The 26,285-nt window shown below is 60.6% G+C and carries 35 protein-coding genes; 1 reads left to right on the top strand and 34 read right to left on the bottom strand.

Going from position 1 to position 26,285, the window contains the following annotated elements; translation table 11 throughout:
* Window position 1: 1 nt before the first annotated feature.
* From rplF to AC25Y4_RS11600, 19 genes are all read right to left on the bottom strand, one after another.
* Window positions 2-538, bottom strand: coding sequence for a 50S ribosomal protein L6 (gene rplF, locus AC25Y4_RS11690; protein ID WP_488120595.1), 537 nt, complete (start codon window positions 536-538; stop codon window positions 2-4).
* A 6-nt stretch (window positions 539-544) separates the two neighbouring features.
* Window positions 545-943, bottom strand: a complete 399-nt coding sequence (gene rpsH / locus AC25Y4_RS11685) for a 30S ribosomal protein S8 (protein WP_488120594.1) — start codon at window positions 941-943, stop codon at window positions 545-547.
* Window positions 944-1,046: 103 nt separating this feature from the next.
* The gene (rplE, locus tag AC25Y4_RS11680; protein ID WP_488120593.1) at window positions 1,047-1,634 is read right to left on the bottom strand and encodes a 50S ribosomal protein L5; all 588 of its coding nucleotides are present in this window, start codon (window positions 1,632-1,634) and stop codon (window positions 1,047-1,049) included.
* On the bottom strand, window positions 1,634-1,993 hold the full coding sequence (gene rplX / locus AC25Y4_RS11675; RefSeq protein WP_488120592.1) for a 50S ribosomal protein L24: 360 nt from the start codon (window positions 1,991-1,993) through the stop codon (window positions 1,634-1,636). Before rplX ends, rplE begins: the two co-directional genes overlap by 1 nt.
* A 3-nt stretch (window positions 1,994-1,996) precedes the next feature.
* Window positions 1,997-2,365: a 50S ribosomal protein L14 gene (gene rplN, locus AC25Y4_RS11670; protein WP_414802430.1), complete on the bottom strand. Its 369-nt coding sequence runs from the start codon at window positions 2,363-2,365 to the stop codon at window positions 1,997-1,999.
* 33 nt (window positions 2,366-2,398) lie between these two features.
* Window positions 2,399-2,692 carry a 30S ribosomal protein S17 gene (gene rpsQ / locus AC25Y4_RS11665; RefSeq protein WP_488120591.1) on the bottom strand — a complete coding sequence of 98 codons (294 nt, stop codon included), beginning with the start codon at window positions 2,690-2,692 and terminating at the stop codon, window positions 2,399-2,401.
* A gap of 2 nt (window positions 2,693-2,694) precedes the next feature.
* Window positions 2,695-3,021, bottom strand: a complete 327-nt coding sequence (gene rpmC, locus AC25Y4_RS11660) for a 50S ribosomal protein L29 (RefSeq protein ID WP_488120590.1) — start codon at window positions 3,019-3,021, stop codon at window positions 2,695-2,697.
* On the bottom strand, window positions 3,021-3,440 hold the full coding sequence (rplP, locus tag AC25Y4_RS11655) for a 50S ribosomal protein L16 (RefSeq protein WP_488120589.1): 420 nt from the start codon (window positions 3,438-3,440) through the stop codon (window positions 3,021-3,023). Before rplP ends, rpmC begins: the two co-directional genes overlap by 1 nt.
* A 2-nt stretch (window positions 3,441-3,442) precedes the next feature.
* Window positions 3,443-4,204: a 30S ribosomal protein S3 gene (rpsC, locus tag AC25Y4_RS11650; RefSeq protein WP_488120588.1), complete on the bottom strand. Its 762-nt coding sequence runs from the start codon at window positions 4,202-4,204 to the stop codon at window positions 3,443-3,445.
* Window positions 4,204-4,569: a 50S ribosomal protein L22 gene (rplV, locus tag AC25Y4_RS11645; protein ID WP_488120587.1), complete on the bottom strand. Its 366-nt coding sequence runs from the start codon at window positions 4,567-4,569 to the stop codon at window positions 4,204-4,206. Before rplV ends, rpsC begins: the two co-directional genes overlap by 1 nt.
* 26 nt (window positions 4,570-4,595) lie before the next feature.
* Entirely contained in the window at window positions 4,596-4,877 is a 282-nt protein-coding gene (gene rpsS, locus AC25Y4_RS11640; RefSeq protein WP_414802424.1) for a 30S ribosomal protein S19, read from the bottom strand.
* 9 nt (window positions 4,878-4,886) lie between these two features.
* Complete coding sequence (rplB, locus tag AC25Y4_RS11635; protein WP_488120586.1) at window positions 4,887-5,726, bottom strand: 50S ribosomal protein L2; 840 nt, start codon at window positions 5,724-5,726, stop codon at window positions 4,887-4,889.
* Window positions 5,727-5,750: 24 nt separating this feature from the next.
* On the bottom strand, window positions 5,751-6,053 hold the full coding sequence (rplW, locus tag AC25Y4_RS11630; RefSeq protein ID WP_488120585.1) for a 50S ribosomal protein L23: 303 nt from the start codon (window positions 6,051-6,053) through the stop codon (window positions 5,751-5,753).
* Window positions 6,053-6,703 (bottom strand): 50S ribosomal protein L4, encoded by a 651-nt coding sequence (rplD, locus tag AC25Y4_RS11625; protein ID WP_488120584.1) that lies wholly within the window; start codon window positions 6,701-6,703, stop codon window positions 6,053-6,055. The genes rplW and rplD overlap by 1 nt, the downstream gene beginning before the upstream one ends.
* A 3-nt stretch (window positions 6,704-6,706) precedes the next feature.
* Entirely contained in the window at window positions 6,707-7,366 is a 660-nt protein-coding gene (gene rplC / locus AC25Y4_RS11620) for a 50S ribosomal protein L3 (protein ID WP_488120583.1), read from the bottom strand.
* 8 nt (window positions 7,367-7,374) lie between these two features.
* Window positions 7,375-7,683 carry a 30S ribosomal protein S10 gene (rpsJ, locus tag AC25Y4_RS11615; RefSeq protein WP_005050520.1) on the bottom strand — a complete coding sequence of 103 codons (309 nt, stop codon included), beginning with the start codon at window positions 7,681-7,683 and terminating at the stop codon, window positions 7,375-7,377.
* A gap of 654 nt (window positions 7,684-8,337) precedes the next feature.
* A complete protein-coding gene (locus AC25Y4_RS11610; RefSeq protein ID WP_488120582.1) occupies window positions 8,338-9,312 on the bottom strand; it encodes a hypothetical protein in 975 nt (324 codons plus the stop codon).
* A gap of 223 nt (window positions 9,313-9,535) precedes the next feature.
* Window positions 9,536-10,261 carry a YoaK family protein gene (locus tag AC25Y4_RS11605; protein WP_488120581.1) on the bottom strand — a complete coding sequence of 242 codons (726 nt, stop codon included), beginning with the start codon at window positions 10,259-10,261 and terminating at the stop codon, window positions 9,536-9,538.
* A gap of 85 nt (window positions 10,262-10,346) precedes the next feature.
* Complete coding sequence (locus AC25Y4_RS11600) at window positions 10,347-10,568, bottom strand: Rv0909 family putative TA system antitoxin (RefSeq protein ID WP_488120580.1); 222 nt, start codon at window positions 10,566-10,568, stop codon at window positions 10,347-10,349.
* A gap of 86 nt (window positions 10,569-10,654) precedes the next feature.
* On the opposite strand from AC25Y4_RS11600, the gene AC25Y4_RS11595 reads away from it, so the two are divergent.
* A complete protein-coding gene (locus tag AC25Y4_RS11595) occupies window positions 10,655-11,113 on the top strand; it encodes an OsmC family protein (protein WP_488120579.1) in 459 nt (152 codons plus the stop codon).
* A gap of 125 nt (window positions 11,114-11,238) precedes the next feature.
* On the opposite strand, the gene tuf is transcribed toward AC25Y4_RS11595, so the two are convergent.
* The 15 genes from tuf to AC25Y4_RS11520 form a co-directional block, all read right to left on the bottom strand.
* A complete protein-coding gene (tuf, locus tag AC25Y4_RS11590; protein WP_488120578.1) occupies window positions 11,239-12,432 on the bottom strand; it encodes an elongation factor Tu in 1,194 nt (397 codons plus the stop codon).
* Window positions 12,433-12,562: 130 nt separating this feature from the next.
* Complete coding sequence (gene fusA / locus AC25Y4_RS11585) at window positions 12,563-14,677, bottom strand: elongation factor G (protein WP_488120577.1); 2,115 nt, start codon at window positions 14,675-14,677, stop codon at window positions 12,563-12,565.
* Window positions 14,678-14,773: 96 nt separating this feature from the next.
* Window positions 14,774-15,244 carry a 30S ribosomal protein S7 gene (rpsG, locus tag AC25Y4_RS11580; protein ID WP_488120576.1) on the bottom strand — a complete coding sequence of 157 codons (471 nt, stop codon included), beginning with the start codon at window positions 15,242-15,244 and terminating at the stop codon, window positions 14,774-14,776.
* Window positions 15,244-15,618 carry a 30S ribosomal protein S12 gene (gene rpsL, locus AC25Y4_RS11575; RefSeq protein ID WP_055811472.1) on the bottom strand — a complete coding sequence of 125 codons (375 nt, stop codon included), beginning with the start codon at window positions 15,616-15,618 and terminating at the stop codon, window positions 15,244-15,246. The genes rpsG and rpsL overlap by 1 nt, the downstream gene beginning before the upstream one ends.
* 322 nt (window positions 15,619-15,940) lie before the next feature.
* Window positions 15,941-16,597 carry a spermidine/putrescine ABC transporter substrate-binding protein gene (locus AC25Y4_RS11570; RefSeq protein WP_488120575.1) on the bottom strand — a complete coding sequence of 219 codons (657 nt, stop codon included), beginning with the start codon at window positions 16,595-16,597 and terminating at the stop codon, window positions 15,941-15,943.
* 109 nt (window positions 16,598-16,706) lie between these two features.
* The gene (locus AC25Y4_RS11565) at window positions 16,707-17,195 is read right to left on the bottom strand and encodes a DUF6121 family protein (protein WP_488120574.1); all 489 of its coding nucleotides are present in this window, start codon (window positions 17,193-17,195) and stop codon (window positions 16,707-16,709) included.
* Window positions 17,196-17,202: 7 nt separating this feature from the next.
* Window positions 17,203-18,219 carry a hypothetical protein gene (locus AC25Y4_RS11560; protein ID WP_488120573.1) on the bottom strand — a complete coding sequence of 339 codons (1,017 nt, stop codon included), beginning with the start codon at window positions 18,217-18,219 and terminating at the stop codon, window positions 17,203-17,205.
* Window positions 18,220-18,329: 110 nt separating this feature from the next.
* Complete coding sequence (locus AC25Y4_RS11555) at window positions 18,330-19,049, bottom strand: hypothetical protein (RefSeq protein WP_488120572.1); 720 nt, start codon at window positions 19,047-19,049, stop codon at window positions 18,330-18,332.
* Window positions 19,050-19,051: 2 nt separating this feature from the next.
* Complete coding sequence (locus AC25Y4_RS11550; protein WP_488120571.1) at window positions 19,052-19,717, bottom strand: hypothetical protein; 666 nt, start codon at window positions 19,715-19,717, stop codon at window positions 19,052-19,054.
* Complete coding sequence (gene pilM, locus AC25Y4_RS11545; RefSeq protein WP_488120570.1) at window positions 19,714-20,763, bottom strand: type IV pilus assembly protein PilM; 1,050 nt, start codon at window positions 20,761-20,763, stop codon at window positions 19,714-19,716. The genes AC25Y4_RS11550 and pilM overlap by 4 nt, the downstream gene beginning before the upstream one ends.
* A gap of 74 nt (window positions 20,764-20,837) precedes the next feature.
* Window positions 20,838-21,698 carry a prepilin peptidase gene (locus tag AC25Y4_RS11540; protein WP_488120569.1) on the bottom strand — a complete coding sequence of 287 codons (861 nt, stop codon included), beginning with the start codon at window positions 21,696-21,698 and terminating at the stop codon, window positions 20,838-20,840.
* A complete protein-coding gene (locus tag AC25Y4_RS11535; protein WP_488120568.1) occupies window positions 21,698-23,470 on the bottom strand; it encodes a hypothetical protein in 1,773 nt (590 codons plus the stop codon). Before AC25Y4_RS11535 ends, AC25Y4_RS11540 begins: the two co-directional genes overlap by 1 nt.
* Window positions 23,467-24,207, bottom strand: coding sequence for a PilW family protein (locus AC25Y4_RS11530; RefSeq protein ID WP_488120567.1), 741 nt, complete (start codon window positions 24,205-24,207; stop codon window positions 23,467-23,469). The genes AC25Y4_RS11535 and AC25Y4_RS11530 overlap by 4 nt, the downstream gene beginning before the upstream one ends.
* The gene (locus AC25Y4_RS11525) at window positions 24,204-25,577 is read right to left on the bottom strand and encodes a prepilin-type N-terminal cleavage/methylation domain-containing protein (RefSeq protein WP_488120566.1); all 1,374 of its coding nucleotides are present in this window, start codon (window positions 25,575-25,577) and stop codon (window positions 24,204-24,206) included. The genes AC25Y4_RS11530 and AC25Y4_RS11525 overlap by 4 nt, the downstream gene beginning before the upstream one ends.
* A gap of 108 nt (window positions 25,578-25,685) precedes the next feature.
* A complete protein-coding gene (locus tag AC25Y4_RS11520; RefSeq protein WP_488120565.1) occupies window positions 25,686-26,144 on the bottom strand; it encodes a type II secretion system protein in 459 nt (152 codons plus the stop codon).
* Window positions 26,145-26,285: the final 141 nt, after the last annotated feature.

Raw genomic sequence — 26,285 nt, 5'->3', positions numbered from 1 at the left:
GTTACTTACCACTCTTTCCGGCCTTGCGGCGAACAATCTCGCCGGCGTAACGCACACCCTTGCCCTTGTAGGGCTCAGGCTTACGAATCTTACGGATGTTGGCGGCTACCTCGCCGACGGCCTGCTTGTCAATTCCGCTGACCGTGAGCTTGGTGTTGCCATCAACGGTGAGTGAGATGCCTGCAGGCGGGTCGATGAGAACCGGGTGCGAGAAGCCGAGGGCGAACTCAACAGAGTTACCCTTCTGGGCTACGCGGTAACCGGTACCGACGATTTCGAGGCCCTTGCTGTAGCCCTGGGTCACACCGATGATCTGGTTGGAGATCAGGGTGCGGGTCAGGCCGTGGAGCGAACGCGAAGCGCGCTCGTCGTCCGGACGGGTGACCAGAACCTGGGCATCCTCGATGTTGACCTCGATGGGACGCGAAACGGTGAGCGACAGCTCGCCCTTCGGGCCCTTGACGGTGACGAGCTGGCCGTCAGCCGTTACTGTGACCCCGGCAGGGATCTCAATGGGGAGTCTTCCAATACGCGACATTGTTGGCTACCACACGTAGGCGAGAACTTCTCCGCCTACGCCCTTCTTCTCTGCCTGACGGTCGGTGAGCAGACCGCTGGAGGTGGACAGGATAGCAACGCCGAGGCCGCCGAGAACCGTGGGGATCTCAGTCGACTTTGCGTATACGCGGAGACCAGGCTTGGATACGCGCTTGATGCCAACGATTGAACGTTCGCGGTTCGGGCCGAACTTGAGGGTCAGCGTCAGGGTCTGGCCGACCTTTGCGTCGGTCACGTCCCAAGCCGAGATGTAACCCTGGGCCTTCAGAATGTCCGCAATGTGGGACTTGAGCTTGCTGTGCGGCATAGACACTGTCTCGTGGTACGCCGAGTTAGCGTTGCGCAGTCTGGTCAGCATGTCTGCGACCGGATCTGTCATTGTCATGATTTGTTGCCTTTCTCGCCTGGTTTCGTGCATCCGTTACACGGATGACGACCTGTGGTGGTGGTGGGGCTGGACGATTGTCCAGCCCCGGTGGTACAGCTTATTAGACCTGAGCGTCGTTCGACTTGAACGGGAAGCCGAGCGCCTTGAGCAGTGCGCGGCCTTCTTCGTTGTTCTTGGCGGACGTCACAACAGTGATGTCCATTCCGCGAATACGGTCGATACGGTCCTGGTCGATTTCGTGGAACATTACCTGCTCGGTCAGACCGAACGTGTAGTTTCCATTTCCATCGAACTGCTTGTCCGACAGTCCGCGGAAGTCGCGGATGCGGGGCAGTGCCAGGCTGAGCAGGCGGTCAAGGAACTCCCACATGCGGTCGCCACGAAGTGTGACGTGCGCGCCAATGGGCTGGCCCTCACGCAGTTTGAACTGCGCGATGGACTTGCGTGCCTTGTTGATCTGCGGCTTCTGGCCGGTGATCTTGGTGAGGTCTGCAACGGCGCCGTCAATGATCTTGCCGTCGCGAGCAGCCTCTCCGACACCCATGTTGACGACGATCTTCACCAAGTTCGGCACCTGGTGCACGTTGGTGAAGCCGAGGTCCTTCGTGAGCTGTGCGGAGATCTCGTCGCTGTACTTCTGCTTGAGACGCGGCTGGATTTTGCCAGCTGCAACTGCGGTGTCAGTCATTACAGGTCCTTACCTGACTTCTTGGCGTAACGAACGCGGACCGTCTTGGTGACGCCGTCCTTCGTTACTTCCTCAATGCGAACGCCAACCTTGGTCGGCTTCTTGGTCTCCGGGTCAACGATCGCGACGTTGGAAACGTGGATTGCGGCTTCCTGGGTCTCGATGCCACCGGTCTTCGTTCCACGCTGGGTCTGGCCAACGCGAACGTGCTTGGTGACGAAGTTGATGCCCTCTACGAGGACGCGGTTCTTTTCAACCTGTACCTCGAGGACACGACCCTGCTTGCCACGGTCTCCGCCGCGAGCCTGGCTGCGACCGGTGATGACCTCTACGAGGTCACCCTTCTTGATTCTGGCCATGACTTAGATAACCTCCGGAGCCAACGAAATGATCTTCATGAACTTCTTGTCGCGAAGCTCGCGACCGACCGGTCCGAAGATGCGGGTACCGCGGGGGTCACCGTCATTCTTCAAGATCACTGCGGCGTTCTCATCGAACTTGATGTACGAACCGTCTGGACGACGGGTCTGCTTTTTGACGCGAACGATGACAGCCTTGACGACGTCACCCTTCTTGACGTTTCCGCCAGGGATCGCGTCTTTGACGGTGGCAACGATCGTGTCGCCCAGTCCTGCGTAGCGACGGCCGGAGCCACCGAGTACGCGGATGGTCAACAGTTCCTTGGCACCCGTGTTATCGGCAACTTTGAGCCGTGATTCTTGCTGAAGCACTTTCTAACTCCTTCATTCAAGTAAGCGCGAGGCTTACTTGGCCTTCTCGAGAATCTCGACCAGGCGCCAGCGCTTTGAGGCGCTGAGCGGACGGGTTTCACTGATCAGGACCAGGTCGCCGATGCCGGCGGAGTTCGCCTCATCGTGAGCCTTCAGCTTGGACGTACGGCGGATGACCTTGCCGTACAGCGGGTGCTTTACGCGGTCTTCAACCTCAACAACGATGGTCTTATCCATCTTGTCGCTGGTGACGTAACCACGCACCGTCTTGCGGTAGCCGCGCACGAGAGCCTCGGCAGCGACGACCTTTTCGTCAGACTTCGCCATGGCTAGGCCTCCTTCGTCTCGGTCTCAACTGCAGCGTCTTCGACGACTGCGGTCTTGGCCTTCTTGGTCTTCTTCTCGTCCTTGGCTGCAACAGGTGCAGCAACCGGAGTCGCACGAATACCCAGCTCGCGCTCACGGAGAACCGTGTAGATGCGAGCGATGTCGCGCTTGACAGCGCGCAGGCGTCCGTGGCTCTCCAGCTGGCCGGTTGCCGACTGGAAGCGCAGGTTGAACAGCTCTTCCTTAGCCTTCTTCAGCTCTTCGAAGAGTCGTTCATTTTCAAAAGTGTCGAGCTCGTGCGAGGCGAGCTCCTTGGATCCGATCGCCATTATGCGTCGCCCTCCTCGCGCTTGATGATGCGTGCCTTAAGGGGCAGCTTGTGAATTGCACGGGTCAGTGCCTCACGAGCAACGGTGTCAGAAACACCGCTGAGCTCGAAGAGAACGCGACCCGGCTTGACGTTCGCAACCCACCACTCGACGGAACCCTTACCGGAACCCATGCGGGTTTCAGCAGGCTTCTTGGTCAGCGGGCGGTCAGGATAAATGTTGATCCAGACCTTTCCGCCACGCTTGATGTGACGCGTCATCGCGATACGAGCGGACTCGATCTGACGGTTGGTCACGTAAGCGGGAGTGATTGCCTGGATACCGTACTCACCGAAGGTGACCTTGGTACCACCGGTGGCGTGGCCGCTACGGCCGGGGTGGTGCTGCTTGCGGTGCTTGACTCTGCGTGGAATCAACATGGTTATGCCTCAACTCCTGCTGCAACCGGTGCCGTAGCCTCTGCACGAGGTGCACGGCGCGGACGGTCGTCACGGCGCTCGGGGCGAGACGACTTAGCGTTCGCCTGCTCGCGAGCGAGTTCCTTGTTGGTGATGTCGCCCTTGTAGATCCAGACCTTCACGCCGATGCGGCCGAAGGTGGTCTTCGCTTCGTAGAAGCCGTAGTCGATGTTCGCGCGGAGGGTGTGCAGCGGCACGCGACCTTCGCGGTAGAACTCGGAACGGCTCATTTCAGCGCCACCAAGACGGCCGGAAACCTGGATGCGAACACCCTTGGCGCCGGCGCGCTGTGCACCCTGCATACCCTTACGCATTGCGCGGCGGAAAGCCACACGTGCGGAGAGCTGCTCGGCGATGCCCTGTGCGACGAGCTGAGCGTCAGCCTCGGGGTTCTTGACCTCGAGGATGTTCAGCTGGATCTGCTTCTTCGTGAGCTTCTCGAGGTCTGAGCGAATACGCTCGGCCTCTGCACCACGACGGCCAATCACGATGCCCGGGCGGGCGGTGTGAATGTCAACGCGGACACGGTCACGGGTGCGCTCGATCTCGATACGGGAAACTCCCGCGCGGTCGAGGCTCGTGCTCAGCAGGCTGCGGATCTTGACGTCTTCAGCAACAAAGTCGCTGTAACGCTGACCCGGCTTCGTGCTGTCGGAGAACCAACGCGACACGTGGTCGGTGGTGATTCCCAGACGGAAGCCATAGGGGTTTACTTTCTGACCCATTACTTCGTACCCTCCTCAGGAGTGGCGAGCACAACAGTTATGTGGCTGGTGCGCTTCAGAATCTGGAATGCGCGGCCCTGTGCACGCGGCTGGAAACGCTTGAGGGTCGTGCCCTCATCAACGAATGCCTGCGAGATGTACAGGTCCTGCTCGTCCAGGAAGGTGTTGTCAGCATCTGCCTTGACCCTCGCGTTAGCGATGGCCGAAGCAACCAACTTGTACACCGGCTCGCTCGCACCCTGGGGTGCGAACTTCAGGATTGCCAAAGCTTCCTGTGCCTGCTTGCCGCGGATCAAGTTGACAACGCGACGAGCCTTCTGGGGGGTAACGCGGATGTGACGCACACGTGCGATCGACTCCACCATTTCTTATCCTCCTTCACGTCACCGCGTTAGCGGCGACGGCCCTTCTTGTCGTCCTTCACGTGTCCACGGAAGGTGCGGGTGGGTGCAAACTCGCCGAGCTTGTGCCCAACCATTGACTCGGTGACGAACACCGGGATGTGCTTGCGACCGTCGTGCACCGCGATGGTGTGGCCCAGCATGGCTGGGATGATCATCGACCGGCGTGACCAGGTCTTGATGACGTTTTTGCTTGCGGCTTCATTCGCCGTGACAACCTTGCGAAGCAGGTGGTCGTCAACGAATGGGCCTTTCTTGAGACTGCGTGGCATCGTCTACTCCTACTTACGCTTCTTGCCGACGGTACGGCGACGAACGATGAGCTTGTCGCTTTCCTTGTTGATGTGGCGGGTGCGCCCTTCCTTCTGGCCCCAGGGGGAGACAGGGTGACGTCCACCGGAAGTCTTACCTTCACCACCACCGTGCGGGTGGTCGACCGGGTTCATAGCGACACCACGAACTGTCGGGCGAACGCCCTTCCAGCGCATGCGGCCGGCCTTACCCCAGTTGATGTTCGACTGCTCGGCGTTGCCGACCTCGCCGATGGTCGCGCGGCAGCGCGCATCAACGTTGCGGATTTCACCGGACGGCAAACGCAGCTGGGCGTAGGGGCCATCCTTCGCGACGAGGCGAACTGACGCACCGGCTGAACGAGCCATCTTGGCTCCTCCACCTGGGCGAAGCTCGATCGCGTGAATGATGGTACCGGTGGGGATGTTCTTCAAGGGCAGGTTGTTACCTGGCTTGATGTCCGCGCCGGCGCCCGACTCAACGATGTCGCCCTGGTTCAGCTTGTTCGGAGCGATGATGTAGCGCTTGGAACCATCGACGAAGTGCAGCAACGCGATGCGTGCCGTACGGTTCGGGTCGTACTCGATGTGAGCGACCTTGGCGTTGACGCCGTCTTTGTCGTTGCGCTTGAAGTCGATCACGCGGTACTGGCGCTTGTGGCCACCACCGATGTGACGAGTAGTGATGCGACCCTGGTTGTTACGACCACCGGTCTTGGACAGGGGACGAAGCAGCGACTTTTCAGGCGTCGAACGGGTGATCTCTGCGAAGTCCGCAACAGAAGAACCGCGACGACCTGGGGTCGTGGGCTTGTACTTACGAATAGCCATTTCTTATTCCTCTAACCCGTGCCGTTAGCCGACGGCCGTGAAGATGTCGATGGAACCGGACTTCAGCGTGACAATGGCACGCTTGGTGTCCTTGCGCTTGCCCATGCCGAACTTGGTGCGACGTGTCTTGCCCTGACGGTTCAGGGTGTTGATCGAAGCGACCTGGACCTTGAAGATTGACTCGATAGCGAGCTTGATCTCGGTCTTGTTCGAACGGGGGTCGACAAGGAAGGTGTACTTGCCTTCGTCGATCAGACCGTAGCTCTTCTCAGAGACGACCGGAGCGATGATGATCTCGCGGGGGTCCTTGTTGATAGCGGTAGCCATTATGCGGACACCTCTTCCTTCTTGGTCTTGCTCGCCACGAACGCCTCAAGGGCGCCCTTGGTGAAGACGATGTCGTCGCTGACGAGCACGTCGTAGGCGTTCAGCTGGTCCCACGCAAGAACGTGAACCGTCGGAACGTTGCGGATGCTGCGAAGCGTGAGCTCGTCTGAGCGCTCCAGAACGACCAGGACGTGCTTGCTGCTCGCCACAGTGTTCAGCAGCTCGAGAGCGGCCTTCGTGCTGGGGGTCTCACCCGTGAAGAGGGCTTCGACCACGTGCACGCGTGAACCACGGGCGCGGTCAGACAGCGATCCGAGGAGTGCTGCAGCGATCATCTTCTTGGGGGTGCGCTGGTCGTAGCTGCGCGGCGTCGGGCCGTGCACGATGCCACCACCGGTCATCTGAGGTGCGCGGATCGAGCCCTGACGAGCGCGACCGGTTCCCTTCTGCTTGAACGGCTTGCGGCCTGCACCGGAAACTTCGCCACGACTCTTGGTCGAGTGCGTTCCCTGGCGTGCGGCAGCGAGCTGCGCGACAACGACCTGGTGGATCAGCGGGATGTTGGTCTGAACGTCAAAAAGCTCAGCAGGAAGCTCAACGGAGCCAGCCTTCTTGCCCTTGGCGTCGACGATGTCGAGTGCGGTAGCCATGGACTACGCTCCCTTCACTGCGTTGCGGACGAATACGAGGCGGCCCTTGGCACCGGGAACGGCACCCTTGACCAGCAGCAGGCCCTTCTCGGCGTCGACTGCGTGAACCTTGAGGTTCAGCACGGTCACGCGCTCTCCACCCATACGACCGGCCATGCGCATGCCCTTGAAGACACGGCTCGGGGTCGAGGAAGCACCGATTGAACCGGGCTTACGGTGGTTACGGTGTGAACCGTGTGAGGCGGAGACACCCTTGAAGTTGTGACGCTTCATGACACCGGCGAAACCCTTGCCCTTGCTGGTGCCCATGACATCAACCTTGGTACCGGCTTCGAACACACCGTCAACGGTGAGTTCCTGGCCCAGGGAGTAGTCAGCGGCATCCGCAGTGCGGAGTTCGGTGAGGTGGCGGCGAGGCGTAACGCCTGCCTTGTCGAAGTGGCCTGAAGCCGGCTTGTTGACCTTGCGCGGGTCGATGGCCCCAGCCGCAATCTGAACGCCGGCGTAGCCGTCTTTTTCAGTGGTGCGAATCTGGGTCACGACGTTCGGCGTGATCTCGATGACAGTTACGGGAACGAGCTTGTTGTTCTCGTCCCAAACCTGGGTCATGCCGAGCTTCTTGCCGAGCAGACCCTTTGTGGTCTTGGTATCGGAGTAAGACATGGGTTCCCTTAGAGCTTGATCTCGATGTTGACGTCTGCCGGCAGGTCGAGTCGCATAAGCGAGTCGACAGCCTTGGGCGTCGGGTCGATGATGTCGATCAGCCTCTTGTGGGTGCGCATCTCAAAGTGCTCCCGGCTGTCCTTGTACTTGTGAGGCGAACGGATGACACACACCACGTTCTTCTCAGTGGGAAGCGGCACCGGGCCGACGACAGTTGCACCCGCGCGGGTTACAGTGTCGACGATCTTGCGCGCCGAGGTGTCAATGACCTCGTGGTCATATGACTTAAGTCGAATGCGGATCTTTTGTCCCGCCATGTCGAACTCTCTTTCTTGTCAAGGCTTCTTACCTTCCCCGAATGTGTCGGGGACTGCATTGGACGCCGTCGTAGTACTACTGCTGTCGCACCACTATTCTTCTGTCAATTTCGGCCGATGAGATTGCTCCCAACAGCCGGCCAACGCCCGCTCCCGGAACGAATCCCGGGGGAAGACATGGTTTTACCCACTTCTTCCGTGCAGTTGGTTTAAGCTATGTTCTTCTCCCCGCGGCCTAGCCCAAACTTCAGAAGAAGCGGCTATGCACTGACTGGCAGTGATCCCGTCGCTGCGCGCAGCGCACGAACGGAAATGTTGAACTAGACGATTCTGCCATAGGACAGGGGGTTAATGCAACCCGGGCGTGTCGCGTTGGGCGTGTCGTGAGTTCCCCGTCATTCTGCGGAACTTGCCGCCTCTGCACGATGCACAGAAGGCTCCCGATCGCCACTATCCGAGCATCGAATCTGCTGCCAATTCTGGATGCCATTCTGAGTCCAATTCGTCGTGGGCTCGGGCCTATTCCGATCTGATGACGTGGTCGCAGGAGCCATTCGAACGGTTGTCGTACGCCCCGCTACACGAACGCAGCTGCGCGGGTGCTGCAGCTCCCGCGTAGCTGCGTTCAACCCGCGCAGCGCCGGCGGAATGGGGTCAGCTGGAAGCCAGGCTCAGTGGGAGCGTGGCGCGCCCAGTAGGGAGCCCCAGCTCGAGTAGGCGCGCCCGTAAGCGCGGTCGACTCATCGCGATACGTGAGTCCCAGCGCCCAAAGCTCAACACCTGTCGCCGAATCCGGTCTTCCCTGACCTTCTCCGCTTTCACGATGTCGAACGGCGTTCTCCCGGCCAGGAGTGCCGGATCGGAGTACTTCGAGTCGCCATCGCATTCGCCGACCGCGCTGAAGTCCGGCCAGAAGAAGTCGGTGTCGTAGGTGCAGCCGTCGACGACGAACTCCTGCTGCAGCACAGGCTCCGGAAACCCGCTCAGCGCCATATTCACTCTGCTGCCCGACTCTCCCGTCGATCCAGACAAGTGCGTGCCGAATGTGATGAAGGCCAAAGCTCGCGCTGAGCCATTGAACGGCAGCATCCGTTGCCACGTCGCGAGGAGTTCAGGTTTCGTCGTGAGAGGAGGTCTGCGCCCGAACTTGTCCACGGCCAGAGCGCTGTCGATAACACCTACCGCCGCCTTGATCTCCAAAATCGCAGCCAGATCGACAGTTGTGCGTGCCACTGACGTGACTAGTACGCCCTTGTGAAGCGTGACATCCTGTGCGTCGAAGCCAATGCCATGAACCCTGGTGCCCCGTGAGGACCGCCCGCCCGAACGTCGCTCGGTCACGAAATGCACATCTTCCGGCCAATGTCCGATGAGTGGGAGCCCCCACAGCACTGCGCTTGAATAGTGGCTGAGCGGCGGCGGCCCTGATCGTGAGAGAGCCGCTGCCAGGACCCTGACCTCGTATTTCTGATCGTCTCCAAGCGCCTGCCAGTCTGCCGCTGGAAAGTACTGACCGCGATTGATGCGGACTAGTTCGTGCCGCTTCACCTGGTCCCGCAGGCGCAGGTCAGCGCCGAAAGAATCCCTGATGTCCGAGGCGAAGATGAGCGAGTCAGAATGAGTGGGCATGAGCGAATCCTGGGTGACCGCCGAAAAACCGTCGTGCCAGAGGCGACATCGGTGGAGAAGCCAACGTCTGCGCTCCTGTGGAGGACAGCGACGGGGACGCACGGGTCGGCAGCGTGACGCCACGCTGAGCTACGCGGGTCAGACGCAGCTTCGCTGTGGTTGCAACACCCGCGCAGCTGCGTTCAGCCCGCGCAGCGCCCCGTCGGAGCCGATGGCCCTGGTGTCAGGAACTATCCGAACCGCCTGTGTGCAGCTCCACGATCTCGCGCTGTCGTGCCATGGCCAGCAGCGTTGTTCCTATCCCCATCACCACGGCAGCACAGATGAGGGCGACAGCGCCGCTCGTCCACAGGATGAGGAACGCTCCCAGCGCCCCGCCGCAGCCCATGGCGAGCACAGCGCCCAGCCGTCGAGGCCACCGATCGCCCTTTCCACCAGCCAGGTGGCTCTGCATAGCCAGGTTCACGAGTGTGCTCGTCACCACAACCGTGTTGACATCGTTGACGCCAGCCGCGCGGATGCTGACGGCCTGCATTCCCATGCTGAGCGCCAACAGCCCGGTCGTGACCAGGAGCGTCTGCTGCGGCAGCTCCCCCAGGATTCGCCACCACGCGCCGATGGCAAGCACGACCATGGCTGAACAGACCAACACCACCAGGTTGGCGGTGGGGAACCGGCTGGCGTGGGTTCGCCCCTTGACTATGCGTCCGCTGGTCACGGCGCCGATCACGAAGGCCACCAGGGCGAGGGTGTTGTTCAACAGGGGCACATCGGTGTCCCCCGCGACGCCGAAGCCGATGAACAGCACGTTGCCGGTCATGTTCCCCGTGAAGACCCGGTCGAGGGCGAGATAGCTCACGGCGTCGACGATGCCGGTCGAAAGCGTCAGAACAACGAGCCCCGGCAGGTAGAGCGGGTCGAGCGCGGCCTTCACCGGCGACTCAGCCATGCGGAATCCTCTCGCCCTGTCCCCCCACGCCCAAGCGGGGTCACACACGAGTGCGACCCCGCCTTTGCCTTATCTGAGCTGCGGACTACTCATTCCCGACGGCTTTGTCTGCCTTGTCCTTGGCCGTGTTGATTTGCTCGTTGAACTTGCCTCCTGTGACCTTGTTTGCCGCGTCTGCGACAGCGTTGAGCAGCTTGTCGCTCACGTCTTCGGCTTTCTCGCCCTTGAGCGCCTCCTTGAACTTGTTGTCTTTGAGCAAGTCCTGTGCCTTCTTGGTGACGTCGTCCAGTCCCACGATCTTCTCCATTTCTGGCTGCTCACATGCAGTCGTTTTTTCCACGATATGACGGCTCCCCGCCCTGCGCAATCGTCGGCTCACGGCAGGATAAAGGTATGACTGATTCTTCTCTCCCCCAGAGCACTCGCGTCGCACGCGGAAGCGTCTCTGTTCGCCGCACCGGTTCGCGCACCTATTCCGGCAGCAACGAACGCGGCGACACCGTGTTGATCGGCCCAGCAGATGCCGCCGGCCACTTCACGCCAGGCGAACTGTTAAAGCTCGCCCTGGCCGGTTGCGCCGGCATGAGCTCTGACCACTCGATCGCCCGGCGCCTCGGCGACGACTACGAGGCCACCATCTGGGCACACGGCCAGTCGGATCCGAAGGAGGAACGCTACTTCGCGATCGATGAGGAAATGCTGCTGAACCTGGACGGGCTAGAGCCAGCCGACGTGGAGAAGCTGCTCACCGTCATCCGGAATTCGATTGAGCGCAGCTGCACGATTGCCCGGAGCGTGAAGGACAGCATCGAGCTGACGAAGAGCGTGAACGGGATGCCGCTCTCGCACTAGGCGGGTCAGGGCGCCGCGCCCGCCTTGGTGGCTGGCCTGCTCAACCCGCGAAACGGGCGGTTAAACAAACAACGGGGCCGGACCCGAAGGCCCGACCCCGTTGCGTGAAACGCAAGTAGTGGAAACTACTTGATGATCTTCGTTACCGTTCCAGCGCCGACGGTGCGGCCACCTTCACGAATAGCGTAGCCGAGGCCCTCTTCCATGGCGATCGGCTGAATCAGCGCGACAGTCATGTCGGTGGTGTCGCCAGGCATGACCATCTCGGTGCCCTCGGGCAGCGTGATGACGCCGGTGACGTCGGTGGTGCGGAAGTAGAACTGCGGACGGTAGTTCGCGTAGAACGGGTTGTGACGACCGCCCTCTTCCTTTGACAGGATGTACGCGGTGCCCTCGAAGTCGGTGTGCGGCGTAACCGAACCCGGCTTGACGACAACCTGGCCGCGCTCTACGTCTTCGCGCTTGATACCGCGAAGCAGCAGACCACAGTTCTCGCCGGCCCAAGCCTCGTCGAGCTGCTTGTGGAACATCTCGATACCCGTAACCGTGGTCTTCTGCGTCGGGCGGATGCCAACGATTTCGACCTCAGAGTTGATAGCAAGGGTTCCACGCTCGGCGCGGCCCGTAACGACGGTTCCACGACCGGTGATCGTGAAGACGTCCTCGATCGGCATCAAGAACGGCTTGTCCTTGTCGCGGATCGGGTCGGGGATGAACGAGTCAACGGCCTCCATGAGGTCGAGGATGCTCTTGGTCCACTTCTCGTCGCCCTCAAGAGCCTTGAGACCGGAGACCTGGACAACAGGAGCGTTGTCGCCATCGAAGCCCTGGCTGGAGAGGAGTTCGCGAACCTCGAGCTCAACGAGCTCAAGGATCTCTTCGTCGTCAACCATGTCGGACTTGTTCAGTGCAACGAGCAGCGACGGAACGCCGACCTGCTTCGCGAGCAGAACGTGCTCACGGGTCTGAGCCATCGGGCCGTCAGTAGCGGCAACCACGAGGATTGCGCCGTCCATCTGTGCAGCACCGGTGATCATGTTCTTGATGTAGTCAGCGTGACCAGGAGCATCAACGTGAGCGTAGTGACGCTTAGGCGTCTCGTACTCAACGTGGGAGATGTTGATGGTAATACCGCGCTGGCGCTCTTCGGGAGCGGAGTCAATCGACGCGAAGTCGCGCTGCACGTTGGTAGCGGACGGGTACGTGTCAGCCAGGACCTTCGAGATCGCTGCCGTCAGCGTGGTCTTTCCGTGGTCAACGTGACCGATTGTTCCGATGTTTACGTGCGGCTTTGTCCGCTCGAACTTGGCCTTGGCCACTGTGGGTCCTCCTCAGGACTCGAGTGATCCACCGCCTGCAAAAATTTGCGTGCGGTGCATCAGCTGGATATGTGTATTCATGTTACTCGGGCCAGGTGGCCTAAGCGATTTGGGCACGAATGCCCAGGGGCTATTCGCCCTTGTTCTTCTGAATGATCTCGTCGGCGACTGCCTTCGGGACCTCAGCGTAGCTCTGGAAAGTCATCGAGTACACGGCGCGACCAGAGGTCTTCGACCGCAGGTCACCGATGTATCCGAACATTTCCGAGAGGGGAACATGGGCGCGAATAACCTTCACACCGCTTGCGTCCTCCATGTCCTGGATCTGACCACGACGCGAGTTGAGGTCGCCGATTACGTCACCCATGTACTCCATGGGCGTACGAACCTCAACAGCCATCAACGGCTCGAGCAGAACCGGGTTTGCCTTACGAGCGGCTTCCTTGAAGCCCATCGATCCAGCAATCTTGAACGCCATCTCCGAGGAGTCGACGTCGTGTGCGGCGCCGTCGAGCAAGCTCGCCCGAACGCCGACCATTGGGTAGCCCGCAAGTACACCGACCTGCAGGGCATCCTGGATACCCGCATCAACCGAGGGGATGTACTCCCGCGGGATACGGCCACCAGTGACCTTGTTGACAAACTCGTAGGTCTTGTCCACAGTGATTTCCATCGGCTCGATGGCAATCTGAATCTTTGCGAACTGACCTGAACCACCGGTCTGCTTCTTGTGAGTGAAGTCGTGACGCTCGACGGCCTTCTTGATCGTCTCGCGGTACGCAACCTGGGGCTTGCCCACGTTTGCTTCGACGTTGAACTCACGCTTCATGCGGTCGACGAGGATGTCGAGGTGAAGTTCACCCATTCCCTTGATAACCGTCTGGCCAGTTTCCTGGTTCTGCTCGGTACGGAAGGTGGGGTCTTCTTCAGCAAGCTTCTGAATAGCAAGGCCCAGCTTTTCCTGGTCCTGCTTGGTCTTCGGCTCGATAGCGACCTCGATGACGGGCTCAGGGAACGTCATCGACTCAAGAACGACCTGGTGGTTCGGGTCGCACAGGGTGTCACCCGTGGTGGTGTCCTTCAGACCGATGACCGCGTAGATGTGGCCAGCGGTGACGAAGTCAACCGGGTTCTCCTTGTTGGCGTGCATCTGGAAGATCTTTCCGATGCGCTCCTTCTTGCCCTTGGTCGAGTTGATGATCTGGGCACCACTGTCGAGGCGACCGGAGTAAACGCGAACGTAGGTGAGGCGACCGAAGAACGGGTGCACGGCAACCTTGAACGCGAGGGCCGCGAACGGCTCGTCTGCGTTCGGGTGCAGCGTGACGACCTTCTCTTCGTCGCGAGCGTCCAGCGCCTCAATGGCGGGAACGTCAAGCGGCGTCGGGAGGTAGTCGACAACAGCATCGAGCATCGGCTGAACGCCGCGGTTCTTGAACGCTGAACCACAGAGAACCGGGTAGATCTCGCTGGCTACGGTGAGCTTGCGGATCGCGCCCTTGATCTCAGCAACGGTCAGCTCTTCGCCACCGAAGTACTTCTCCATGAGTGCGTCGTCGGTCTCTGCAACGGCTTCGAGGAGCTTGGTGCGGTATTCCGCAGCCTTCTCAACGAGGTCGGCAGGGATCTCTTCGATGGCGTACTTCGCGCCCATCTCGACGTCACCCTTGGAGTCTCCGCGCCAGGTGAGTGCGCGCATCTCGACGAGGTCGACAACACCCTCGAAGTTCGACTCTGCACCGATCGGCAGCTGGATGACCAGCGGCTTGGCGCCGAGGCGGTTGATGATGGTGTCTACGGTGAAGTAGAAGTCAGCACCGAGCTTGTCCATCTTGTTGACGAAGCAAATGCGCGGTACGTCGTACTTGTCAGCCTGACGCCACACGGTCTCGGACTGGGGCTCAACGCCCTCCTTGCCGTCGAACACGGCAACAGCACCATCGAGAACGCGGAGCGAACGCTCCACCTCGACCGTGAAGTCAACGTGACCGGGGGTGTCGATGATGTTGATCTGGTTGTTGTCCCAGAAACAGGTCGTCGCAGCGGACGTGATGGTGATACCACGTTCCTGCTCCTGCGCCATCCAGTCCATCGTCGAGGCGCCGTCGTGCGTCTCACCGATCTTGTGGTTTACACCCGTGTAGAACAGGATGCGCTCAGTCGTGGTGGTCTTGCCAGCATCAATGTGAGCCATGATGCCAATGTTGCGGACCTTACTCAGGTCCGTGAGCACGTCAAGTGCCACAGGTGTCCTCCGGAAGTTTTGATTGTGGTGTGGTCGAACAGGCTAAAGGAGCGCGATCGGCGGAAGCTGAGCATCCGCCGATCACGCTCCGGCTCGCTACCAGCGGTAGTGAGCGAAGGCCTTGTTCGACTCGGCCATCTTGTGCGTGTCTTCGCGACGCTTCACTGCGGCACCGAGGCCGTTGGATGCGTCAAGAATCTCGTTGGTGAGGCGCTCGGTCATGGTCTTCTCGCGACGCGCCTTGGCGTAGCTGGTCAACCAGCGAAGTGCCAGCGTGTTGGCGCGGTGCGGCTTGACTTCAACCGGAACCTGGTAGGTGGATCCACCGACGCGGCGCGAACGCACCTCGAGGGTCGGACGAACGTTGTCGAGTGCCTTCTTCAGCGTGACAACTGCATCGGCGCCGTTCTTGGCGGTGACGCCTTCGAGTGCATCGTAAACAATGCGCTCAGCGAGGCCCTTCTTGCCATCAAGAAGAATCTTGTTGACAAGCTGGCTAACGATGGGGGCGCCGTATACCGGGTCAGCAACTACGGGACGCTTGGGAGCTGGTCCTTTACGGGGCATTACTTCTTCTCCATCTTCGCGCCGTAGCGGCTGCGAGCCTGCTTGCGGTTCTTGACAGCCTGGGTGTCCAGTGCGCCACGAACGATCTTGTAGCGAACACCCGGGAGGTCCTTTACACGACCGCCGCGTACGAGCACCATCGAGTGCTCCTGCAGGTTGTGGCCCTCACCGGGAATGTAGGCGGTGACCTCTGTACCGTTCGACAGCTTGACGCGGGCGACCTTGCGGAGAGCCGAGTTCGGCTTCTTCGGCGTGGTGGTGTACACACGGGTGCATACGCCGCGCTGCTGCGGGTTGGACTTCAGGGCGGGAGCCTTGGTCTTTGTGACCTTGGGGCTGCGGCCCTTCCGAACCAACTGCTGAATGGTTGGCACTAATTACTCCTTGTTATTGCTGCACGGTGACAGCGTGTTGATGGTTAGCATTCGATCTGCGCCTGTTGCCAGGCCGTTCGAGTTCATCTGGACCCGCGAACCATTACAAAACGGATTCTGTATGTGTTGTTGGGTATGCCGTGGGGGCTGCTCGGAGAGCAAACCCTGCATGAGTGCGTCACGAATGCTTGAGGCCTTTCCGATGCAAAACACCAGAGGGCAGAATTCAAGCGCACGACAAAGCGCACACCGGAAAATACTAACCTGCCGGCGGTACCCCAGTCAACTGAAACCGGGCCTGTGCAGTGGCCTCACAGCAACCTCACGACCCCGGCGGCCACACCGGAGAATCAAGGCTGCGCTCCAGATCGGCGAGCAGCGCCTGCACCTGTGGTTCAACGTATGCAGCGACTCCCGCGTGGATGCGATCACGATGTGACACCAGCTCGGTGCAGATCTGTTTTCCCACCAGATTTGCGTGGTCGTCGGCGAGCTTCAGCTCCACTCTCATGGCGGCTTTTTCCTCCGCGCTGAACGGCGGTGGTGGCGTTGGCGCCACGCCAGTTTCTTCAGCGGATCGCGCGAGTTCACCAAGGGTGAAGAGGTACGGGGCGTCTGGGGCTGCCGGCGGGTCGAGCTCAAGGCCCTTGAATTCGGGCTCAAGGCCCTCAGCCGGCCGGTACGACTCCGCGGCTTTGCGATTCTCCGTCATCCGCATCTCACGGCTGAGCAGCGGGAGGTTCTTGTCGGTGTATTCGTCGACGTCTGCGTCGATCACCAGCTTCATGCGCATGGTGAGTGCGTGCTGAACCGCGTGGGGGACATCCGTTGTGAGGCCGGCCGCCGCCATGATGGGCGACCCGACGCATTGGGGGCACGGCCGCGTGCGACTGCGATGCGTGCCGGGGCGCCAGCGCGGAAGCCAACGCAACCAGTTGTCAACCTCATGGCTGACGCGTGAGTGGATGGACCCGTCCATGACACCCAACGTTAGTGCTCTCACCCGTAAATCAGGTGGGACCGCGCGGATGCCTGCCGTGGCTCTCTTCCACCGCCACACTCTGGCCTACTCGCGGCCTCCTCGCGGCCTACTCCCCGCGGCGCTCCCACGGCCAGAGGGGACGACCGTTCTCTCCCACGTGGGAGGCGAGCACGATTGAGTACAGCAGCGTCACGACGAACGCGAGGATGCCGACTGCCCAGGTGAAGACACTGCCGAGCCTGGCGCCGGCGAACAGCACGATCTCGACGGCCTCCCCCAGGCCCACCCCGTAGAGGATCCCGCCGGTTGCCACGAACGCGACGAATGCGACGACACCGGAGATGAGCGCTGCCACGACGGCCACGCGCTGCCGCTCCGGAGACGTGCGGATGCCGATAACCACCATGAACAGGAGCACGACAACGGTGGCGGCGCCCACCATGAACGGGCCGACGAGGGGACCGGCATCCGCTTCGGTGATGACGTCGGTGTTCGTGAAGAGACTGATCATGCCAAACGCCGCGACGACCACAGCGACGTAGAGCATGGTGGCGAAGATGGCCACGATGATCGCGTATCGCTGGTAATCGCGCATGGTGTGGCTAGGCGGTGCGCGTGAGCTGCGGACCCTCAGCGATCTGACGGTCGTATTCGCGACGTGCCTCAAGGTTGCGCTCGGTGACCTTGCGGCCGCGGTTCGCGATCCACGCGCCGAACCACACCGGCACCTCACGGGCGATGACGGCCGCGGCGATTGCCCCTGGGTTCAGCCACTGGGTGTTGACGAACTGCGCGGCTTCGGTGGGGGTGAGGTTCCAGGCGCTCACGGTGAGCAGCGCTCCCCCGATGTACGAGAAGTACACCACGACCGCAACGAGGAAGCTGAAGAGCACGTATGCCCACCAGCCGCCGCGGTTCACGATTGCGATGAGAGCTGCGAAGGCGAGGAAGAAGAAGATGATCGGGATGTAGAACACCGGGCGAACGACGAACGCGGCGAACGTCTCCGTGGCGGCTTCGACGGTGGGGCTGGTGAGGCCCGCGATGATAAAGACGGCGATCGCGTAGATCACGGTGTATGCCACGGTGGCTATCAAAGCGATCAGGATGCCGCCGGCCCGGTTTCCCTTGGTGTGCGGCGGGGTGGGTGCCTGCACGTAAATCGGGCTGGCTGCGGCGGCTGGCGCGGTGTACGACGGGTACTGCGTGGTCGGCGTCGCGGTTGCGACCGTCGCTGCGGCTGCGGTTCCCTGCTCGTCGGTGAGCGTGGCAGCGCTGCCGACTGGCGCGTAGGTGTCGCGGGTGATGGTGTCGTCGGCGGTTGGCGCGGGCACCGGGTATGACGCGGTCGGGGCAGCCTCAGCTACCTCTTCGGTGCGAACGACCTTGACCGGCCTGGCGTCGGGGTCGGGGTCGACATCCGCATCGGCTCCAACGGTGTAATCAACCTCCGTGTAGTCGACCTGCGTGTCGTCAACCTCGGTGTGGCCAACCGGCGTGCGGTCGACATCCGAGCCATTGACCTCAGCGGCGTTGACACTCTCTGCCGTCTCGGGAGCCCGATCCTCGGCATCCGTTGACGGGGTGATTCTGTCGTCGTGCGGCGTGTTTTCGCTCATGCTGTACTCCTTGTTGACCGGGTGGCCGTACCGTTCAGGAGCAACCTTAGCAATCCGGGTTGAGCGCGTCGCGGCACCCCGCGGAGGAAACGCCTAGCCAAGTCTGCGGGCTATCCGGCTCCCACCTCGGTTGCGGGGGTTGCGGAGACCAGTGAGTAGATGAGGCCGGTAACGGTTGCATCAACCTGGTCGGGCGCGTCAGGCGTTGCCGCGGTCGTCAAGCCCGTGACCAGGAAGAGCCGTGTGCCCACCTGCAGACCGTTGACGAAGTTCAGCACGTTTGCGTAGCTGCCTGACACGCTGACCGTCACTGCCATCGAGGCGAAGTTGTCGGGGGTGATGAGCGCGTTCGTGACCGGAGGGACGCCTGCAGTGTCGACCGGCGCAGCCTCGGGCACTTGCTCAGTGCTCGACTCGGTGGATGTTTCGGTGGACTCCGAAGAGTCGGCGGCCACCGGCACAGCGGCTGCAGGGGGCACGACCGGCGTGTACGCCAGCGGGTCTGCCATCGTCATGCCCTTGAGCGTCACGCCGTGCGCACTGGCAAGCGCGTCAAGCTGGCTGACGAAGGCGGGTGCTTCGGTTCCTGCGGGCACAGATTCGGAGAGGGACGCCAGTTCGGCGTTCAGTTTGTCGATGCCCTTGAAATCTTCTTTGAGCTTGACCAGCGCGGCTTCCTGCAACGCGTTCGTCTCCTCAACACTGGCGCGCTGTTCGTTGGCCTGTGCAATCGCGGTGAGCTGCGGCTGGATGCCGACTATCCAGCCGAGCACGAGCACCACGACCATGACCAGCACCGAGCCAATGATCCAGATTCTGTTCTTGTCCATGACTAGTTCCCCTCGGTCACGAAGCGCTGAGCGAACGCGGCATCGTTGACGTGCATTGTGATGTCAACCGTGTAGGTATTGGTCGCGGCATCCAGGTTGACCGATCCCGGCAGGGCATCCGCATAACCGGGCAAGGTCTTGAGCGCGGTGAGCCACGTCGGCACGTCGGGCAGCACCGCGCTCTTGGCGGTGAAGTTCACCGTGGCGACGCGGTCACCCTGCAATGGCGCAGTCGACTGGGCGTAAAGGGCCATGGGTGAAGCTGAATCAACACTTACCGTGTCGATCGTCACGCTGGCCGGGAGGATGGCCTGAACGCCTTCGAGGTACTTCTTCCAGTCGATCTCAGTCGAAACCCCGACCTGTTGTCCGGCCTCCGCGACTGCAACCTGCTCCTGCACCTTGCGCACCTCAATGTACTGGCCCTGTTCGGCGAGGAGGTCGGTCGTTCGGGTCTGTGCCTCAAGCAATTGCAGCTGTGCCTGGATCGACAGCAATACTGTGCCGCCGCTGGCGAGAACAACGAGCAATAGCACTCCGACAACGCCAAACCCGAGGCGACGACGTACGACCTTTGCTTTGCGCCCGTTGCGCACCTCTTGTGGCAGCAGATCGACGCGGGGTTCTCCACCGATGACCAACTCATCGGCTTTTGCTTGACGGCTCATGCTGCGCTCCCCAATGCCAGCCCAAGCGCGACAGTGAGAGCTGGCGCGTTTCGCCGTAAGTGTTCGGCATCAACTGATTTGGCAACGGCAACAGTCGAGAACGGGTCGCCGGCGACCACATGCAACCTGGTCATTTCAGCCAAGGCAGCGGGAAGACCCGGCAGCATTGCACCGCCCCCACTCAAGACGATCTGGGTCACTGAGTCGCCTGGGCGCGTGTTGATGAAGTAGTTGATGGTGTTCCGCAGGCTGGTCAGCTGCTCACTAGCCACCTGATAGATGATCTCGATGGCCTGCTTTTCCTCAAGCGAGGCAACCTGGGAGGCGAGACCGAGGGAGCGTTTGATGTGTTCTGCCTGTGCGGCATCCACATCAAGTCCGTTGCGAAGTGCCTGCGTCAGGTCTTCGCCACCAGTCGGGATGATGCGCACGAACTGGGGCACGCCGTCCTTGGCGATCACCACACTGGTGGTGTTTGCCCCGATGTCAACGAGGGCCACGATGCCAGCGACCTGAGGGCGGGAAATAAGCACGCGGCTGAGCGCGAAGGGAATCAGGTCAACGTCGACCGTCGTGAGACCCGCGAGCTGAGTGGCCTTGACGTTGCCAAGTACCGCTTCCTTCACCGCCGCGATGAGCAGCCCGTTTACAGTGGGGCCGTGCTCACCGACGCCCTCAGAGATCGGGTAGAAGTCCAGCAGCGCGTCGGCGACAGGGACAGGCAACATCGATTGCACTTCGAATGGCAACGACTCGCGAATGCGCTTCAATGACATCTTCGGCACCGTCAGGTCACGGGCGAGCACCCGCTGGTTGCCAACGCCGAGCACGACGTCTTTACTTTTGAACCCACCCTTCGACCACAGCTCCTTGAGCGCCCCCGCGACAGTATTGGGTTCAATCACCTCTCCACGGCTCACCGCGCCTTCGGGCAGAGCTACCTCGTAGTACCGCACCACCGTCGCTTTCGGCTTGGCGGGGTCGACGACTTCGACAGCGCGTAGCGCGAGGTTGCCGATATCTATTCCTACGACACTCGTTGCCATGGGTTACTCCTCTGTATTGCGTGCGGTGCGTTTTTTGTATTGCGTGCGGTGCGTTTGTGCAGATGTGGGGGTTGTCACAGACCGAGGATCGACAGGTAGTCGGTCCAGATCCTGGTGCCGAAGAAGATTCCTATCCAGGCGCCCGCGAGCATCCATGGCCCGAAGGGGATACCGCTTTTGCGAGTGGCGCGTTTGGAGAGCATGAGGCCGACGGCGAAAAGCCCGCCGAGCAGGAAGGCCGCGAACGCACCAACGGCGAGTGGGCCCCAGCCGAGATAGCCGAGAAACAGGCCAAGCACGCCGGCGAGCTTCACGTCGCCGAAGCCCATGCCGCCGGGGTAGGCGAGCGCCATGACTAGGTACGCGACCCACAAGATGACGAGGCCGATCCCGCCGCGCATCAGCGCCTCGTAGTCGCCGGTCAGGATGCTTGCGGTGCCGAGCAGCACGATGCCGACGATGTAGCTGGGCAGCACGATCACGTTTGGCAAGCGGTGCACGTCGAGGTCGATGAGGGCGAGGGCAATGCTGATTGCGGCTAGGTAGAGGAACGCGATGAGGGTGAGGATGTCGGCGACCGCACCAGCTGATCCTGCTGCCATCCCGGCACCGTAGGTGGATCTTGTCGAAGCCCACCACATCACCGCAGCAAAAACGACGCCCGTACCGATTTCAACTAGCGGATACCGCGCAGAAATCGGTTCGCTGCAACGCCGACATTTGCCTCGCAATACCAACCACGACACCACCGGCACGTTGTCGTATGGCTTGATCTGGCTACCGCAGTGCGGGCACGCGCTCGGAGGCGCCACGATCGAGAGCCCGTTTGGCACCCGATACACGACGACGTTGAGGAAGGAGCCGACCAGAAGACCGAGTACGCCGGCGACGATCGTGAGAATCGCCGTTGGGTCAGTTTCAGCAACGGCGATCACTACCGCACCGACCCAGCAGCATTGAATGCCGCGGCAACATCGGCGTATTGCGTCACACCGTAAGTCGTCGACGTCGGGGCAAGAAATTTGGGTGGAGCAATATTCAACAGTCGAGTATCGTACGAGTATTTCTTCTTGTAACCCGACACAACGTCCGGCGTCCCAGTGCCTACCGAGCCTCGAAACTTCTGCGCGATCGCTCCCAACACGATGAGGTCCCCACGGACGCCGCCCACCGTATTGTTCTGAACCTGAAAAGTGTGTTGAACGGACAAGATAGCTGCATCAATCTCAACGTTGGCGGCGGCATCCAGCGCTACACAGTTGGTACGGGCCCCGGTAGACGGGTTTACCGTGCAACCCATTGGATTTGCGACCCATACAGCATTCTGACCCACTAGGCCAAGAAGGTCGGAGCTCTTGTCGACGTACTTCACGCTGCCTGTGACATAGATGAAATTGTCGGACGCAACGGTCACAGCGCCTTTTAGATCCCCCTTGACGAAAGCGTCTCCATGTTTGCACTGATATGCAGGGGATGCGGAGGTAGACGTAAGCGGGACGAGTTCACCTACCCGCGGATAGGAGGTGCTCCCATAACCCCATCCTGCCGATGCGCCTGATCCGGTGCAGCTGAATCCGCCAGGAATGGTCGCCGAGTAGTTCGGGTCAGTTGGCGATGGCGGCACAGTCTGCACAAAAATGAGGTTTCGATCTGGCACCGCTACCAGCGCACCAGCGACTGAATTCAATTCGCTGATCTTGCCGCACTCGTCTGGACTCTTGCTACTAGTGCCCGGGGTAAGAGAGGGTTGGGTCACTTTGGTCCATGGCGAGACAACCCGCATCTGTCCGTCGTCTATGAACGTGATCGATGTTGGCCCTGTATACATACATCCTGGGCGGGTGACTGAATCGAGGTCGACTCTCGTCTCGCTTGCCATCTCCTGATTCGTGGGAGGCATGTCGACCTTGGCCTTGTAGCCGGGAGCTGTGCTGAGCGCGGCGCAGCCACTAGGCGTTACATAGTTCGGGCTCAGAGTGCTGTACGTGGTCAGAGCGCCGTTGAACGTAGCCCCACACACACGCATTGCATCGTTTGAGTGCGCGGGTCCATCGATAACATCGTTGGCACTAAACGAAATCTCCGTGCAGTTTGCATTGTGTTTTGTCACGCCGCCTGATCTGAAAGCGTAGCTCGGCACGCAGGAGGTGTCCGAGAGCAACGGGTCAGAGATCTCATAATCGGTGAAGTACAGAAAGTTGATAAATCCCTGCTGTTTGAGATCTGCGACGACGCTTCGGGTCTGATCGCCTACCCGTCCCGTCGATCGAACGCGGATGACACCCGAACGAGAGTAGCTGGAGTTGTCGACCTCGTAGCGGAAGGATGCGCGATTGTCCGCGCCTTCAATCTCGGCCCACGTTCCCGACGAATCGATACCAAATGCCGCGTTTTCGCTTCCGCTAGGAGGCAATGTGACGGTCAATGCGCTGCCGGTCTGAACAGTAAATGCCGCTGCCGGATTGCCATACTTTTGATAGGTGCTGTCATTCGACAGCCGACTGCTGTACTCATCAACGCCGGCGTACGCTGCCGCTAGTGCAGCGTTCCAATTCTGGTCATTGCGCGCTTTGACCATCCCGCTTGTCGAAAAGGCGAGCGCGGATGCCACAAGAATCAGCATGACCATCGACAGCCCGATGACTGCGACCAGCGCCACTCCCTCCTCGTCATCGCGCAAGCGCTGCTGTGAGAACTGTTGGCTCACGGAGTTGCCACCTTCACTATCGAGAGGTTTGGAATCATCACAGCGTTCTGGAGAACAACTGGCTCCGCTGAGCCGTTCGAGCCCTGCACGCGAACGGTTACTAGCACCGACGCAATATCGCCAAGAGAGGCCGCATCGATGCTGCCCGTAATCGGAGCAACGATCTCGACGCCCGCGGCTGAGTAGTAGCTGAACAGAGCAGTCCCCGATCCAGGCGCCACAACCGTCCCGCCTAAATTACGACTGGAAGTGGGCCGCGCGGTGGCAGGATCCCCGAACACCCAGAATTTTCCCGAGGCGGTCGGTGCCCATCTCGTCTCAACGAGTTGGCGGCTCCCGTTGAGAGCAAACTCGACCATCGTCGGCTTGGGAGGAAGCGTTGCGACGCTGACGTACGCATCGACATCGACATTGCTGTAGACGATCAAAGACTCTCGTCCGGCGTAGCGGAATGCTGGGTCGCCATTGGTCTGACCTGACACCGCGTTGTCGGAGCCGACTCGAATCACGCGGGTGAGTTCGTTCATAGCATTCGACGCCGAACTCGAACTCTCATGGATAGATTGGCTGAGGTTCACAGACTTGGTAACGCTCATGAATAGCGAAGTCACCATCGCAAGGATCATTCCAAGGAGCATCATCGTGACCAATAGCTCAACAAGGCTGATGCCGCGATCCCCCTCTCGTTGCCCATCGCTCCCATAGCCGTGAACTCCAGAGCTCGACAGGGTTCTCATCCTCGTGGGTCCAGAACCAAGAGTCCACCTGCAATTGGAGCAACGCCCGGGCTGGCCAACGAGATACGGCTAATGGCCAAAAGCGTTTTTGTCCCGGTGGCAGTAGAACTTGAATAGAGCTTCCAGGAGCCATAGGGCAGTGCGATTTGCACTGCGGCAGACGATGAAAGTATCGAGCCGAAAGTGTAGGTCACACCGGTCGCACAGCCCGGCTGCCCAGGAACCGGGGCAGCAGAATCCTGTGTCGCATAGAGGAACGTACCACCGGAAGCTGCGGCCAGTTTCACAAGTCCCATGGAAATCCCGATCGACGCCGGGTTTCCGGGGGATGCAGGGACAATCGTCTGGCGTACGCCAACCTTAGCCGGCGTCACCCGGGTATCGGGCTCCCAGGCTTCAGGGTCAACAGATGGGCAGCCCGTGACAGTGTCTGTCTTCGCCACGTAGGCCCCAGCAACCGCCTGGTAACCAGGGTAGGGGTGCAGATTCACGACGCCTTTTGTCGCTCCGGAAGCCGGTGCCGTGAGCGTGGGGCTAAGCGGGAAAACACCGTAGGAATTGATGAAGCTGGTCACAAGGTTCGTCGGAACCTTTGCCGTCCCCGTCGCGTTTGAGGCATACGTGACAGTGAATTTTGAAGCCTTGTCGTACTGGAAAGAAAACAACGCTGAGCTCCCGGCTGCAACGTCTGCTGACTTATCGGGATTCGCTCTCTGATCAGAACCCGCATAGCCGGTGTTCGTCAAAGTGACCGTGTAGTTTCCCGGGTTCGCCCTCAAAATGAAGCTGCATCCGTCGGCGTCGGTAGCGGTCGTAGTTACTGCGCCGGACACCGACGTGGCGGTGAACGTTACACCTGGGAGCCCCAGACCGCTGGCATTTTTCACGGAAACAAGAATCGTGCCCTTGTCCGGATCGTTGATTCGAGTGCTGGGTGTGACAAGCGTGTCTGTCTTTACGGCAGCTGTAGTCGACCGCATGTTTGTCCACGTCACCTTCACACTTACCCTCTTATATTGCAGGGCTCCACCACTCGTGCCACAGGTCTCGTCAGCACCAGCCGGTGATGCCCACGCATACGTGCGAAATATTGTGTACGTACCACTTGAGGGCACGGTCACTGTGCGCGTCACCTCAAAAATCTTGAATGGATCGCCTATCGCTCGAACTGCATCGATTTCTTCCGAGGCGAGGTTTGACGCGATTTCACGAGACTTGTTGTCACGGGTCATGCTGAGGGTTGTGGTGAGCGCGTAGGCCACGCCAACAGCGATCATTGAGAAAATCATCATGGCCACGAGAATCTCGATCAGGCTGAGACCAGCGTCGCGCGGGGAGTCGAGGCCCAGACGGGCTCGGACAATCTTCATGATTCACCTCCCCCTGGTTCGTGTGTTGGGTGGCCGGTTGGTTGGTTGCTGAGAATGCAAACAAGCGGGGCTCCACATAGGTGAGGCCCCGCTTGCTCTAGCTAGTGACTACGGAGTTGCAGCGACGAATGCGCCGGCAGCACAAGTGCCTGCCTTGGCAGCGACCGAATCGCTGATAGCGAACGACGTCCCGGTTGCGCTAGTAGCTGCGATGCAGAAGGCAGTAGCGCCGGCGCCAGCTGCCGGTGCATAGGCCGGACGGGTGGTGGCACTCGCGTAGTTCTTGGCGTCAGGTAAAACGTAGCCAGGAATGGCACCGGCGGCAGGAAGGGCGCCGTTTCCAGTGGTCTGAGCGGCAATCACTGCGGTCTTCGCATTCGTGAGGTCAGACTGGACTGCGCTGTCCTTCGCGGAGTTCTGAATGCCCAGGTACACCGGGATGGCGATGGCGGCGAGGATGCCGATGATGATGACGACGACGAGAAGCTCGATCAGGGTGAAGCCCTTTTCCTTCTCGGTCAGCTGCTTGCGGCGAAGGGCCAGTGAGTTGAGAATTCGTGAAACCACAGTGAAGTCCATTCGGTAGGTGGCAAGGAATCGGACTAGGGGTCCCGATCGGATTCTCACTGTATTGGCAGGTGACTTCCAGCACTGGCCCACAGGAGGGGGGTATTATGCGCATTTACGCCCCCATTGCAGGGGACAACT

This window comes from Leifsonia sp. Y878 (assembly GCF_057669685.1).
Note: the sequence above shows the minus strand (reverse complement) of the source record. Positions and strands in the feature narration are given on the sequence as shown.